At 35.3% G+C, this 14265-nt stretch carries 16 protein-coding genes, 1 pseudogene and 1 riboswitch; of the genes and pseudogenes, 4 read left to right on the forward strand and 13 right to left on the reverse strand.

The window, feature by feature from the left end; translation table 11 throughout:
* Nucleotides 1–292: 292 nt before the first annotated feature.
* The 5 genes from AB1284_RS11625 to phaZ all read right to left on the reverse strand — a co-directional run bounded on the left by AB1284_RS11625 (nucleotide 293) and on the right by phaZ (nucleotide 4241).
* Nucleotides 293–484 carry a DUF378 domain-containing protein gene (locus AB1284_RS11625; RefSeq protein ID WP_429749242.1) on the reverse strand — a complete coding sequence of 64 codons (192 nt, stop codon included), beginning with the start codon at nucleotides 482–484 and terminating at the stop codon, nucleotides 293–295.
* 137 nt (nucleotides 485–621) lie between these two features.
* Nucleotides 622–822, reverse strand: coding sequence for an NETI motif-containing protein (locus AB1284_RS11630; RefSeq protein WP_336480923.1), 201 nt, complete (start codon nucleotides 820–822; stop codon nucleotides 622–624).
* A 4-nt stretch (nucleotides 823–826) separates the two neighbouring features.
* Nucleotides 827–2002, reverse strand: coding sequence for an MFS transporter (locus AB1284_RS11635; RefSeq protein ID WP_429749240.1), 1176 nt, complete (start codon nucleotides 2000–2002; stop codon nucleotides 827–829).
* Nucleotides 2003–2193: 191 nt separating this feature from the next.
* Nucleotides 2194–3207, reverse strand: a complete 1014-nt coding sequence (locus tag AB1284_RS11640) for a phosphotransferase (protein ID WP_429749238.1) — start codon at nucleotides 3205–3207, stop codon at nucleotides 2194–2196.
* Between the two features lie 137 nt (nucleotides 3208–3344).
* Nucleotides 3345–4241, reverse strand: a complete 897-nt coding sequence (gene phaZ, locus AB1284_RS11645) for an intracellular short-chain-length polyhydroxyalkanoate depolymerase (protein ID WP_429749236.1) — start codon at nucleotides 4239–4241, stop codon at nucleotides 3345–3347.
* Nucleotides 4242–4441: 200 nt separating this feature from the next.
* Between phaZ and AB1284_RS11650 the strand changes: the two genes are divergently transcribed.
* The 3 genes from AB1284_RS11650 (at nucleotide 4442) to AB1284_RS11660 (ending at nucleotide 7425) form a co-directional block, all read left to right on the forward strand.
* The gene (locus tag AB1284_RS11650; protein WP_429749235.1) at nucleotides 4442–4858 is read left to right on the forward strand and encodes a MarR family winged helix-turn-helix transcriptional regulator; all 417 of its coding nucleotides are present in this window, start codon (nucleotides 4442–4444) and stop codon (nucleotides 4856–4858) included.
* A gap of 17 nt (nucleotides 4859–4875) precedes the next feature.
* Entirely contained in the window at nucleotides 4876–6075 is a 1200-nt protein-coding gene (locus AB1284_RS11655; RefSeq protein WP_429749234.1) for an MFS transporter, read from the forward strand.
* A 93-nt stretch (nucleotides 6076–6168) separates the two neighbouring features.
* Nucleotides 6169–7425 (forward strand): serine hydrolase domain-containing protein, encoded by a 1257-nt coding sequence (locus AB1284_RS11660; protein ID WP_429749232.1) that lies wholly within the window; start codon nucleotides 6169–6171, stop codon nucleotides 7423–7425.
* 45 nt (nucleotides 7426–7470) lie between these two features.
* Here AB1284_RS11660 and AB1284_RS11665 read toward each other — a convergent pair whose 3' ends face one another.
* From AB1284_RS11665 to AB1284_RS11675, 3 genes and pseudogenes are all read right to left on the reverse strand, one after another.
* Complete coding sequence (locus tag AB1284_RS11665; protein ID WP_429749230.1) at nucleotides 7471–7839, reverse strand: hypothetical protein; 369 nt, start codon at nucleotides 7837–7839, stop codon at nucleotides 7471–7473.
* A 26-nt stretch (nucleotides 7840–7865) separates the two neighbouring features.
* Nucleotides 7866–8193: pseudogene (locus tag AB1284_RS11670) on the reverse strand (hypothetical protein).
* Nucleotides 8194–8486: 293 nt separating this feature from the next.
* The gene (locus AB1284_RS11675) at nucleotides 8487–8786 is read right to left on the reverse strand and encodes a hypothetical protein (protein ID WP_429749228.1); all 300 of its coding nucleotides are present in this window, start codon (nucleotides 8784–8786) and stop codon (nucleotides 8487–8489) included.
* A gap of 69 nt (nucleotides 8787–8855) precedes the next feature.
* A riboswitch (SAM riboswitch) is annotated at nucleotides 8856–8954 on the reverse strand.
* 147 nt (nucleotides 8955–9101) lie between these two features.
* Here AB1284_RS11675 and AB1284_RS11680 point away from each other — a divergent pair.
* Complete coding sequence (locus tag AB1284_RS11680) at nucleotides 9102–9293, forward strand: hypothetical protein (RefSeq protein WP_429749226.1); 192 nt, start codon at nucleotides 9102–9104, stop codon at nucleotides 9291–9293.
* A 149-nt stretch (nucleotides 9294–9442) separates the two neighbouring features.
* On the opposite strand, the gene AB1284_RS11685 is transcribed toward AB1284_RS11680, so the two are convergent.
* The 5 genes from AB1284_RS11685 to AB1284_RS11705 all read right to left on the reverse strand — a co-directional run bounded on the left by AB1284_RS11685 (nucleotide 9443) and on the right by AB1284_RS11705 (nucleotide 14242).
* Nucleotides 9443–9913 (reverse strand): VOC family protein, encoded by a 471-nt coding sequence (locus tag AB1284_RS11685; protein WP_429749224.1) that lies wholly within the window; start codon nucleotides 9911–9913, stop codon nucleotides 9443–9445.
* A 374-nt stretch (nucleotides 9914–10287) separates the two neighbouring features.
* Nucleotides 10288–10974 (reverse strand): ECF transporter S component, encoded by a 687-nt coding sequence (locus AB1284_RS11690; protein WP_336480935.1) that lies wholly within the window; start codon nucleotides 10972–10974, stop codon nucleotides 10288–10290.
* Nucleotides 10950–12602, reverse strand: a complete 1653-nt coding sequence (locus AB1284_RS11695) for an ABC transporter ATP-binding protein (protein WP_429754287.1) — start codon at nucleotides 12600–12602, stop codon at nucleotides 10950–10952. The genes AB1284_RS11690 and AB1284_RS11695 overlap by 25 nt, the downstream gene beginning before the upstream one ends.
* Nucleotides 12581–13459: an energy-coupling factor transporter transmembrane component T gene (locus AB1284_RS11700; protein ID WP_429749222.1), complete on the reverse strand. Its 879-nt coding sequence runs from the start codon at nucleotides 13457–13459 to the stop codon at nucleotides 12581–12583. Before AB1284_RS11700 ends, AB1284_RS11695 begins: the two co-directional genes overlap by 22 nt.
* Before the next feature lie 6 nt (nucleotides 13460–13465).
* Nucleotides 13466–14242: a DUF4430 domain-containing protein gene (locus AB1284_RS11705; RefSeq protein WP_429761853.1), complete on the reverse strand. Its 777-nt coding sequence runs from the start codon at nucleotides 14240–14242 to the stop codon at nucleotides 13466–13468.
* Nucleotides 14243–14265 lie beyond the last annotated feature (23 nt).

Consider the following 14265-nt stretch of genomic DNA (forward strand, 5'->3'; position numbering starts at 1 on the left):
ATTATTAGATCTACTCTCCTTTACTTATCTTCAAATTTTTGCACTAGAACCTTCATTAATTTATAATTAACACTACAGAATCTCACCAACAAGTACATTGTTTCACAAAAAATTTTTAAATATCAGAAAAGTTATTTTTGAATAAAAATTTCAAGATAATTGTAATGAATCTCTAAACCTTTGACATACTGCTGTGCTAGCCCTACCTTCTAAATATTGAGGCAAGTAAATCAAAATACAAAAAAGTGTTAAGCACGTCTGCTTAACACTTTAAATAATAATTGTATAATTGCTAATTACTTGCAAAAAAGCGGTCGTAGATTTGATACAGTGCAGAAAGACCAATAAGCCAATAAACGGTGTCAACAAGTGCTGGCATAGAACCAAAAAGTTTTTCTACTAGATTAAAATCTAACGCCACAAATAACCAATTCAAACCGCCAATAATCACCAGAATTGCTGTAAGGTAAGACAAAAATTTCATTATGATTGCCCCCTCGGTGAAAAATGGTGAAAGGCCTTTCGCTATATTATATGTGGTATATTCTTAAATTTGCACATTTTTTCTAAAAACATTTCTAAACATTAAAACAGAAATAGAAACTCCTTCGCAAGATCTCTTTATTTTACCTTTCCCTCAAATATTATTTTTCGTCCACACGGCTCTACAACAGTTTTCCCCTCTCTTTTTACCTCATGAAAGATAGGCTCTTCCATTCGACGAGAAGGTGTATATCCTTCTTTTTCCATTCTTTCTAGACACTGCGCAATTGTTTCATCTGGTAATACTTCAAATTTTTTCTTTTTTAATTGTTTTGTCATTATTTTACCTACTTTCTACTTTCCTCACGACTGATTGAATTCTCATATACGTCATATAAATAATCGATATAACTGCCATGACGATCATAACAGCAAGAAAGAAGCTTGTATACTGTATTTTCTCTATAAATAATCCACCTAATACAGGACCCGAAATACTTCCGATACTAAAGGCAATTCCGCACAAAATGTTTCCTGCTGGTAGTAAGTGCTTTGGTAATAAATCTGTCATATAACCGAGCCCAAGTGAAAAACATGATCCAATGACCATACCCCCAATTAACATAAACGCAAATACAAATCCATAATATTCATCAAATACGGCTGCTAACAGAAAAATTAATGTACTAATGCTAAACGACCATGTTAGAATGCGCTCCCTTCCATACCGATCGCTAAGCATACCAAGTGGAATTTGCGTAATAATTCCACCAATAGAAAACGCTGGCAATAAAAGTGAAATTTGTTCAACTGACCAACCTTTCCGCATTACATATACAGGCAAATTACTATTAAGCATCGCTTCCAATGCTCCATAAGCTAATGGCGCAAGCAGTGCAATCCAACCAATCACCAACACTTGTTTATAGCGCTGCAAAGAAGATTCACTTTCTCGATTCACTTCTCCTTGATCCGGAAATGTATTTTGCGTCGGAATCAGTAATAACCAGCCTATTAAACAAAGAACTGTTGATACAATAAATGGGGTTGCAATACCATATTGTACTGTACTTGCTAGGTACGGACCGATTGCAAAACCGATACCGAAAAATGCTCCGTAAATGGAAACTTGTTTTCCTACTTTATGCGGGCTTGCAGTCGTTGTAATCCATGTTTGCGTCCCAACATGAAGCATATGATCTCCAACTCCAACTAAAAAACGAAGAACAAACCACACCCAAAAAGAAAATGTTTGTGTAAATAAAAATAGTGCTCCAACAACAATAAAGCCTCCAATTACTATAATCGGCTTCATCCCAAATTTTTGCATCGGTTTCTCAAGCCAAGGTGAAATAACAAGAATACCAATATATAATGCCGAAGCATGAATGCCATTAAAGCTTGAGCTAATCCCTTCCTTTTCAAAAATCATTGCAATTGCTGGCAACAACATACCTTGTGAAAGTCCAGATATTGCAACAATTCCAATCATAATCCAAAATGTATACCTTCTCCCCATTTTATTACGCTCCCTCTTTGAACTCACATCCTTTATTATAGCTGTTTTATCCATAAATCGTATACTCTCAATTTTCACAAAATAAAGCTAGAAGTCTAAACTTCTAGCTTTCATCCTTTCCCTATTTGAGCTTTTACATATGGCTGTATTCTTTAATCCAGTGAATAACCCTTTAGTTAAAGAAACTTAGTCTACAACTCATTATTTAACCAATTCAATAATTTAAGAATTGTATCTGCATAGTGCCTAATCTCATTTATTGTTTCTGTTACTTGGATCGTTCCCATCTGCTGTTCTTCTTCGTCTGTACATTCAATCCATAAAGAACGTTTTAAATTGTATTCAAGCCACCCTAATTTGCCTAAAAAGCCATTCACTAATACTATTCTCCAGTCTGCTTGTAGTTCACCGTATCTCCTTTTATATCCGTTTATAAAAGAGAAGAATCTTTGTTTATCAATGTCCCCTTTTTTATTTTCAGACCAATAGATTGCCGTTTCGATTAAGTCTTGCATTGGATGTATATAACCAGCTGATTCCCAATCAATAAGGACTGGATTGTATTGGTTCCACATAACATTCTTAGGATCTAAATCCCTATGGCTAATAACCATATTTGATGAAAGAGATTCAGATGCACAAATTGCCTTCGAGTTCCAATTACTAAGGTTATCGAGATTTTCAAGGAGTAACTTAACCCATTCTGAACTATTTTCTTTACCTTTTTGCAAATAATAATTCCAATTAGTCGATTGCCCATTATCAAATCCAGCATTTGTTATGCTTAACTCTGAAAAATCGGCTTTATGTATTTCTGCAAGAATTGTACCTATTTTTTCGCAATGAATATTATTGATTTCATAAGGTTTCAGACTTTCACCTTCCATCCAATCAAATACAAGATAAAACTGATTGTCTACTTTTTGTATGACATCTCCATTAATTTTTTTTGCTGGGAGAGTTGGAATGTTATTAGACAAGAAATTGGCTATTTTTTCTGAATTGATATAGTTTCGCATTGCCGTTGGTCTAAGCATTATTTGAGGATTTAAAAGTTTGATTGCATACTTTCCTTTCGTGGTTTCTACAGCATACATTCTATGTAAAAGCCCACCAGAAATGGATTCGGGGACATTCAATAATTCACCAAGTTGAGATGTTTGACACAAATCTTTAAATTCCAATTTATATTGTAAATCACCCATTTTCTCACCTCCTCTTTAACCGAATAAGCTTTTGTATAAATAACACTATAAAAAGCAAATTATTTCTCGTCTATTTTAAAAGCAACAAACTTTACGAAAAGAGCCATTTCCAAAAGGAAATAGATAGGAATCCTTTACTACTTTTTCAAAAACGCAATCAATTCATTTATAAACACTTCTAAACAATCGATAAATGGAGAATGTCCACAATCCTCTAGTACGACTAATTTTGCATTTGGCAGATGCTTTGCTAGCTCTTCACCAACTGCTTTGGGAACAACATAATCACGATCACCTTGAAGAACTAATGTTGGTACTTGAATGCGATTAATATTCCCATTTCCAGCTACAACTCCGTTATGTTGATCTGATATATTGAATGTTACAAGCGCATAATTTACATCAACAAAATTACGCTGTGTTAACATATCATCAAGATACTTTTCATACCGCTCTGGATCAGGTTGATGCTTGGTGTAGATAAGCAAATTCCATATAGTGCGATAATATTGCTTATTCATTTGTTTTAAAGCTTCCACAACAGGTATAATTTGAACAGGATCCTGAGAAATTTCTTCTTTTGTTTTTAATAAATTTGAAACAATTGGCTGACCGTTTATATCCTTCTTAAAAATCGGATATCCTTTCATCCCTACCGATTCAACTAGTATGAGTTTTTTCACATCCATTGGATAAGAAGCTGCAAACTGCATAGCAACTCCTCCACCCATTGACCATCCTACCAATGAAAAATCTTTCAATTGCAATTCATTCACAAACAGCTTTACATCTTGCGCAAAATCGTTTAAAGAATCTATAGGCTGATGGTAAGTTGAAAAACCAAAACCACGTAAATCAAGAGCATAAATATGATAAGAGTCTTGTAACTGTTCTATAACTAAATCCCAATGTTGCGAAGATGTCATATTCCCATGAATAAGCACTAATATTTCTGTTCCACTTCCCACTTCTTGATAGGCAATTGTTTCTCCATTTGATAATGCTACTGACTTCATACTTGCAGGTTTAATCATTCTCTTTGCCCCCCTCAAAATTATTAATAACACCTAAATAAAATACAGAAAATTCTAAATATAATAATACCATATAGAATATATGTTCTCAATCTAAAAATTAACGTACTTTTAACATAAGCATGGCGAACAGACTACTAGACAATTCAGAAAAAAGAGGCTATAGTTAGCTAGGTAACTAATTAGGAAGGAATAAAAATATGGACGAAAAACAACACTTTTTTCACGTCGTCAGCCAAACTTCTCGAAAATTTTCCAAGAAGTTTAATGAGCGTGTTTCTCCAACTGGTTTATACAGTGCACAGTGGGCTGTAATCTTCAGATTGCATCAAACTGGACCTTGCACACAAACGGAATTGTGTCAATATTTAAACGTCGAATCTCCAACAATGACTCGGACTCTAACCCGCATGGAATCGATAGGTTGGATTATTAGAAAAGAAGGAAGGGATCGACGCGAAAAGCTCATTTCTTTATCAGAAACAGCACAGGAAATGATTCCAATGTGGCAGGAAGAAGTAGACTCATTTGAGGAAAAAGCACTGCAAGATATTAACGATGAAGAACTTCTTCGTGCTTTTGACGTACTACAAAAAGTAATTCGTAATCTTGATTAGAAATTGGAGGGATGACTATGGAAAGTCAAAGACTTTGGACGAAAGACTTCATCGGAACATGTTTGAGTAGTCTATTTCTCTTTTTAACATTTTATATGCTCATGACAACCTTACCTATATATGTCATCGACGGACTAAAAGGAAAACCTGGAGAAATAGGTCTAGTTGCAACAGTGTTTCTAATTTCTTCTGTACTTTGTCGACCATTTACAGGTAAATGGCTTGATGATTTAGGAAGAAAGAAAATTTTATTTATCTCACTCTCACTCTTTTTAGCTGCAACGGTGATGTATTTCGGTGCGCAAAGCTTATTTTTACTGCTTACCCTTCGCTTCTTCCATGGCATCGGATTTGGAATGGCAACGACGGCTACTGGTACAATTGTAACAGATGTAGCACCACACCATCGACGCGGTGAAGCGCTCGGCTATTATGGAGTATTTATGAGTTTACCAATGGTTATTGGTCCTTTTTTAGGATTAACTATCATTTCTAAATTCTCATTTACAGTTTTATTTATCGTTTGTTCTATATTTTCTATTCTTGCTTTTCTATGCGGACTATTAGTAAACATTCCTGAAGAAAAAACAACTGTGAAAAAAGAAACGAAACGTATGCAGTGGAAAGATTTAATCGAGCCTTCAACAATTCCAATTGCTGTCACAGGCTGCGTACTCTCCTTTGCCTATAGCGGTATCCTTTCATTTATTCCGATTTATGCAAAGGAACTTGGCATGGCCGATATCGCAAGTTATTTCTTTGTCGTATATGCAATTGTAGTTGTTAGTTCTCGTCCATTTTCAGGTAAAATATTTGATCGATTCGGAGAAAATGTTCTCATTTATCCCTCTATTATAATATTTATGATTGGAATGTTCACTTTAAGTCAGGCGCAAACGCCATTTTGGTTACTTGCTGCTGGTGTACTTATCGGATTTGGATACGGAACCTTGATTCCAAGTTTCCAAACGATTGCGGTTAGTGTCGCACCACACCATCGACGCGGAACTGCAACAGCTACTTATTTCTCATTTTTTGATACAGGTATTGGTATTGGATCTTTCGTACTAGGTATTATCGCAGCACATTCAAGCTATCATAATATGTATTTTATTTCTTCTATTATCGTTGCATTTACATTACTTATTTATTATTTCCTTCACGGACGAAAACAAAAGTTCAAAAAGCAAACAACCCAAACAAAATTATCTGCTTAATGATATAAGAGAGAGTAAACTTCTATGTTTACTCTCCTTTTTTTGCTCATAAAGATACTTATACCTTATAATGAATGCATAAGGAGGCTTGTTATGAGATTTAAAAAATACCCTCTAATTTTAATCGTTTTGATTTTTTTATTTATATTAACTGGTATGAGCTTTACATTATTCAAACAAAATAAAGTTTATTCCTCAAAACAAACAGTAACGAAAAAAAATTGGTTACAAGACCCATATCTTCGTTGGTCTTATTCACATATGCGAGAATTTGCTTCAACAAAAGTTGTCGCTAAAAATCCAAATTATATATCTTCCCTTCCAACTAACTCGCAAAATTTGGATGATTTACAAATTACAGATGAAAATAACAATGATACGACCGTTCTTCAATTATTAGAAAAATACAAAACAGATGCTTTCATTGTCTTGCACGATGATAAGGTTGTATATGAACGATATTTTCATGGATATAAAGAAAATGAACCACACGGTATGGCTTCGTTATCAAAAGTATTTACAGGGCTTCTCATTAGCACACTCATTGAAGAAGGAAAGTTGCAACCCGATATAACTGCAGAAACTTATGTAAAAGAATTACAAGGAACACCATTTGGAAAGGCAACAATTCAACAACTACTAGATATGCAAGTTTCTGTAAAATATCCAACTCACAGCTTTAAACAAGCTGGATTATCTAATCAAGATGCACAATTATATTTAGCGAGTAATCTTCTTCCTCGCGGCAAAAACTATGATGGACCGTTAAAAATTTATGACATGTTGCTAGAAGCAAACGAAACTGCTGCTCCTGGAGAGAATTTCTCATATAATAACGGTTCCGCCGAAACACTTGGATGGGTAATTCGTACTGTGACAGGAAAATCCCTAGCAGACATGGTAAGTGAACGCTTTTGGTCACAAATTGGAGCAGAAGAGGATGCTTATTATGTTGTTGATGAAACCGGGGTGGAACAAGCAAGCGCGGGCTTAAATGCAACCGCTCGGGATATGGCAAGGTTCGGAAAAATGATTGCGGACAATGGCGTATATGATGGAAAGCAAATTATTTCTTCTTCTATCATTGATGAAATTAAGAATATTAAAAAAGACAAACTTCCAGTTGGAGATGGTGAAGCATATTCTTACCATAATCAATGGTGGATCCCGCATAATGTAGATGGCGCATTCGAAGTACTTGGCAGTTATGGACAACGATTATATATCGATCCAACTGCAAATATGGTTATCGTTCACTTTTCATCAAATGCTAATCATAACGGAGAAATACAATCCGTATATGGAGATATGTATTTACAAATCGCTAAGTATTTACAGCAAAAACACTAAAATTAGACTGAAATTCTCAAAATTTTTGTCACGAAAAGAGCTGTCTTACGGCAGCTCTTTCTCTATAATCATAATTACATTTTTCCATTGTTCTTCTGAAAAGCATAAAGGTTTTAACTGAAATAACATTGAGCACAAATCTTCTATATAACGAACGTTTTCTTGTAAAAATTCCCACCGAAGCAACTTAGGTATATACAAATCTGCAACCTGTTTATTTTGTTCTACTAAAATGTCTACTTCTCTCTCACAAATCCCCATTATAAGATATTCTTCCCGCACTTCTTGTTTGACTTTAGAAAATTGCTTGCTATTCTCTTTTATCCCTAATAAACAAAAAAGATAAGAATAAAACAAGTCATCTTCTCTTTTACATACACTCATAATTTTATAAATCTGTTCCTTATTTTTCATAATTTTGCCGCCTTCTCATATATCTTTTACAGCCATTTCTCTCTTTTTTCTTGTTTACTACTTTTCACAAATTGAAATACAGAACACTTTATGTTACGTATCCCACAAAAGGACAATATTCCTTTCTTCGTCACAACCCATTCAGCTAATCGATATGAAAACTCCCGCCACTTATCTCCTTTGGATCTTGAAGTGGAGGTTTCTCGTGTATCACCTTCAAAGGATACTTAACACGAGCGGAGTTGACACAGTTACAGAGTGATTTGTTTTGTGTAATCCTTGTTCCATATATTTCAAAATAGCAGCGTTGAAACTTGATGGGTTTGGATGTGCGTATACAATCAATATATTCATTGCAAATAACGTATTTTCCATCAATTCCCTTTTGACTTTTCGCGGGCCCACATGCTATTCTAATACATGTCAAAGGGCAAGTCCCTTCGACAAAAGCGACGACACCTATTCGGCGATGGTGTCTTTTTTATTTATTAGCCGAGAACGCCCATCTTTCGGGGCACATTTAATTTTCGAACACTACACACTCAACACCATTTCCTTGTAAAAAGACTGCATAGTACAGTCTTTTTATCTACATACCTCAAAGATAAGTGAATTTTCAAATAAATTATAACATAGTAAAAGAGAGATCAACTCCCTCTTTTCTCTTTTACTATGTAGTAAATCCTCTTATCATCTATATATTGGTGCGGCTCTGCTAAAGTAATTTTCCCATCCAGCTTTAGTTCATCGAGTAACCGCAGTAAATAAAATTGCTGCAGCATCTTTTTCGCGAATTTCCCTTTATGCTCAGAAGCAATATACTCTTGAATATCCAATAACGTAATCGGCTCTTCTTGTTCTTCCATATATTCGTAAATTGCACTTCGCAATGTAATATATTTCTCGATCTTCACAACTATGTCCACTCCTTTCTTCTCGTTGTCCATCTTTCATTATCGGTTTTTTTGCAATAAAAAAAACCTCTTCGATAAGAAGAAGCGGAACATATCTCTTCCTTCTTATCTTTCAGAACAAAACTGTTCTGCTGGAATTAGCACCTGCATTGCGGTTGCTGGGTTTCATCGGGCCAGTCCCTCCACCTCTCTGGATAAGAAAATATTCACTTTATCCTTTACTATAATCAATATAACTAAAAAAGTCAATTCTTATAAGAATTATCAGGATTTATTTTTTTAGAAAACTATTATATTTTGTTTCGTTGTGCTCATACTACAAATGTATAGACCAAAGGAGGTGCAATCATGCAAAAAAATGCACGCGGTCATGTTCAAGATTCTTGCCAAGCATTACATGAAGCAAAAGACTGTTTACAAAGTGCCTTGCAAACAGTCGAGAAATCAGATAATCGTCAACGTATTGAACAATCTTTACAAGCTGTCCAGCATGCGCTGCAACAGTGCGATAGTACGGCAGAAATTTTATCCCAAGAATGATATAAAGTAAAACTTCCATCAGTGGTGATTTTTCTTCTTCATCTCCCGCTGATGGAAGCTCTCGTCAAGCCGATCTCTTACGATTTATTATCCTCTCTAAACGCTCAGAACCATTAGAATTTCCCTTCTATATTTTTCACTTATTCTATCTAATCATAATTTCTTTTTTCTCGATTCTCTTTTTCCCATTCACTTAAGTATGGTACATATCCATGGTCATTTGGTTCATCAGATAATAAAGAAATAAACTCCAGCTTATTTCCATCATAATCGAGAAAGTAAACACTCGCTGCCGGCATCCAGCTTTGGACAATGGGTTCTTGATTCCCTTTTCCTTGGCTTCCGATTACTTCTATTCCTCTCTCTTCCAGCCATGTTTTGGACTGCTTTAGGAAATTCAATTCTACCTCAAAAGCAAAATGATTGAGCTGAATAGAAGTGTCATTTGGCACTTCCCATACCCCCAGCATTTGCTGTTTATCTTCTCCTACCCCAAAAAAGGCCACTTTCCTTTCAGGTGATTTTCTCGCTAGCTTTAGTCCCAGTTTATTTTGGTAAAACTCAACCGCTCTCTCTAGATCCCCTACATATAAATGTGTTTCGTATATATTCTTTATCATGTTTTACATCCTTTCTTGATAAGATGTAATGTGTTACAACTGCTATCAATAATAGTTTCTTCGAATAAACAAAAGAGACCATGTAAAATATCAGTCTTTTATATACCATTAGTATATAAAAATATAATTTCCGCAACATCCATCTGTTGTATGATTCTTCTATCTATAAATGTAATACCATAGTATGAATATATAGGATCCATTCCCCTAAGTTTTTTATTAGAAATGTACGATAAAAAAGACACCTCCTACACAAGGTAAGTAGTGTCTCAAAAGGCAAACGAATATGTAAGTCGCGATCCTACTGTATATGTTTATGTCTTATAAGAAAAACTTATTCCCTATTTACTTGAGAAAACATGCGTTGCATTTCCTCATTCTAATATACCGTACTTCTTCTTAAAGCGTGCCAATATTTTAATCCAGGATGTGCTGAACACCCAAAGAAAAAATACATTGGAGAGTGCATGTGCAAGATCAAAATAAAAACTTGTAATATACGCCTTTATAAAAGTATCCCATGTTAGTTCTTTCAAAAAACCAATAAGAAACCATAAATTCATAACCCAGTTAAAAGCAAATCCTGCAATAAATCCAAAGAGAACTCTTCCCCATAATGTTTTCATCATCCACGTATGACGTAGCAGTCCTGCTGAAAAACCCATCATACCCCAGCAAAACATTTGCCACGGGGTCCAAGGTCCTTGCCCTAGGAATATATTAGAAACTAACGCAGCTGTTGCACCGATAAGAAAACCGGTCTCACTACCAAATACAATTGCTGATACAATAATAACAAACGAAGTCGGTTGTACACTTGGAATAAAAGAAAATGGAACGCGACTAATCGCAGCAATTGCCGCTAGGACAGCTACAAGTACTATTTCACGCGAAACAAAAGCTTTTTTCTCAAAACGCACATAAAATGGCAACATAATCACAATTAAAAAGAAAAGACTGCACCATATATAATATTGATCCGTCACAAAAGACGTAAATAAAAGTGTAATAATCAACACTAAAAAAACGACTACAACTATACCAGCATATCTTTTGGACACGCCTCAAACACATCCTCCCATGTTAAAGCATACGGCAGTTGTTTACGAATAAAACGATTAACAGATGTTGTATAAAAAAAGTTCTCACTAAAAAAGCGGGCCGGTGTTTCTTCCATAATAATTTTCCCATCAAATAACATGATACAGCTATCCACATATTTTGCTGCAAACTCAATATCATGCGTCGCCATAACAATCGTCGTTCCTTCTTTTTGTAATTGCTGAAACAACTCGCCAACCTGTTCTTTCTTGCCTGGATCTAATCCCTTTGTCGGTTCATCTAATAATAATAGATTTGGCTTTGACAATAACACTGTACAAAGAGCGATTAATTGCTGTTCCCCGCCGCTACAATCATGTGGATGGCGATTACGAATAGGCAAGATTGAAAACTTCCGAAGCATTTCTTCTACTTTTTCATTCGCTTCTTTTTTATACAATTGTTGCGCACGGCTAAAAAGCTCGTCCCAAACAGTATCATGTGTAAAATGATAGTAAGGATGCTGCGATACATAGCCAATTTTTTTAAAGCGCTCTGTTACTTCTGTTTTATGAATTAACTTACCTTCCCAAATCACTTTTCCTCTGCGACATTTTTGCAGCCCTGCTAAAAGCGTTAATAACGTTGATTTTCCGGTACCATTTTTTCCAACAAGCGCTGTCCATTGTCCCTGTTTAACCGTCAGCATCAAATCCTGCAAAATGAACGGTCCATGTTTTTCATATTGAAATGAAACATGTTTTGCTTGTAGCAGTACATCCCCCTTTTCTGTATGATGCGGAGGGGTATCATACTGAAATTCATTTAAAATCGAATGAATTTGTTTTTGTGCATCACGAACTGTAAACGGAACATTTTCAGCCTTCCATTCTAAAAACAAACGTGGAATTTGCGGAATATATGGGCGAAATGATTTTACTTTCCACATTTCCGGAATCACTTCATTTGGTTTTCCATCATAGACAATGGTACCTTTATCCATAAAAACAATTCGGTCGGCGAGAGGAACCACTTCGTCTAAACGATGCTCACTCATAATAATTGTAATTCCTAGTTCTTCATGAATTCGTTTCAATAGTCCTAAAAAGTCTTTTGCTGCAATTGGATCTAGCTGTGCGGTCGGTTCATCTAATAGCAACAATTTAGGCTGTAAAACAAGTACAGCAGCTAGATTAACGAGCTGCTTTTGTCCACCAGATAACGTATGTACAGATTGATGCAACATATCTTGAAACCCTAAAAAACTAATTAATTCAGCAATTCTTTTTTGAATGACCGTTGTTTCATAGCCGACATTCTCAAGGGAAAATGCAAGTTCTTGAATCACTGTATCCATCACAAGCTGATTCTCGGGGTTTTGAAATACCATCCCGATTTCTTGAGCCGATAATAAATCTGGTATTGAATGTAAACATTCCCCATCATAATACATGCTGCCTTCTCTCATTCCAATCGGGAGAAGCTCTTTTTTGAAATGTTTTAATAACGTCGTCTTGCCACAACCAGAGCATCCTGCCAACACAACAAATTCTCCGTGAGAAACTGATAAAGACACATTACATAAAGCCGCAGACTCCTCGTCTGCATATGTAAACGACAAATCTTTTATTTCTGCATGCGCCACCATAACCACTCCCTTCCTTCTACTAGAATTGGTAGACTTATATACATAAGAAATAGAATAAAGAAAAATAGATCATTTTGTTGTAAAAGGAGTGATTCTACTTTTGGATAAATTAGTAAAACACCATATCCCATACTTATTCCAAAAAGACAACATACAAATAAAATTACTAACCAAGTAAGGACAAACCAATCCCTATGTTCCATACGGTATCGAATATATGTACTTCGTTTTGTCACTCCAAATCCGCGTGCTTGCATAGAATCAGCGGTTTGAAGGGCCTCTTCTAATGAACAAACTAACAATACTTGCAACAGCTTCATGCCATTTTGTGCCCTTTCTTTCAGAGAACCCGCATCCACTTGAACTCCTTTTGACTTTTGCACAAGTGTAATATGAGTGAGACGTCTCATAAATAAAGGGACGAAACGAACGGTAATCATTGTAAGCAATGCTACTTTCGGAGAAATACGGGAAAATAAATATAAGAACTTATGACTTGATATCATTTCATTATAAGAAGCAAACGTAAATAAAATCACCAACAATGATAACGCCATTGTGCATCCATAAATCACTGCTTCTAATGTAATCGGATTATAATCTATATAAAATAAAATTGTACTGCCCCGGTGTGTTAATAACGGATTTATAATTGTAATTATAAGAGCGAAAAAAAGTGAACTTGGTAACATTTTTTTCATTTTTTCTCCATTACCTTGTATGATATTTAATATAAGAATCATACAAATTGCACCAATTAAAAAAACAGGGTGAAGACATACCATACATAGTATAATCACCCCTACATAATACAGAAAGTTGACGAGCGGATGCATAGAAGAAAATGCTAGTTTCATTGACCCTTACCGATCTTCTTTCCTATAATCTAACGTGTAAAACCATTCAATTTTGTCTCCTTGCTTCACTTTATACTTACCTGCACCCATATTAGCAACAACACCATTTATACTATATTTCCAACCACTTCCGCTTCCTTTATCTTTCTCATATAAATTATTAATCCCTTGAACATATACACCATTCCCTGAACCAGTATATTCCATTTGAATACCCTTTTGCTTCATTGTACGAGCTAATACTTTAAAAACAGTATCTCCCTCTTGAAGTTCTACTTCCGTCCCCCCTAAGACCGTGCTTTGATCATCACGTACTGATATAGTAACCGTCTTTACCTCTGGTTTTGGTTCCGGTTTAGGTTCTGGTTTTGGCTCTGGGGCAGGTTGTACTGGTGAAGGTGTCCCTTCAGAATGGCCCTGTGCAGACTGTTGGTTTTCAGCTGGTTGTTGCACATTTTCCTGCTTCGGGGTTTCTTTCGGCTCATTTACAACTTTAGATTTTTCTTGAGATTGTGCTTTTTGCTCTTGATTTTGTGATTGTTCTACGTTTTGTTTTTGCGCTTGATTCTGTTCGATAGATTTTGAATCTACAGCTTTTTCTTCTTGTGACTTCTGTTCTTCTGAAGATTGCTGTTCTTGTTTCTGTTCCTGTTTCTTTTCATCTTTTTGCTCTGTTTGTTTTGTAGCTGTCTTTTTATCTGTCTTTACCTCATTTTGACTACACCCAGTAATAAAACTAAGTGAGAAAACAAATAACACAAGCCATTTCAGCATTTTCATCATTTCTCACACCTTTCGTAATAAAA

This window comes from Bacillus sp. S2(2024) (genome assembly GCF_050474045.1).
GTDB classification, from domain to species: Bacteria; Bacillota; Bacilli; order Bacillales; family Bacillaceae_G; genus Bacillus_A; species Bacillus_A yunxiaonensis.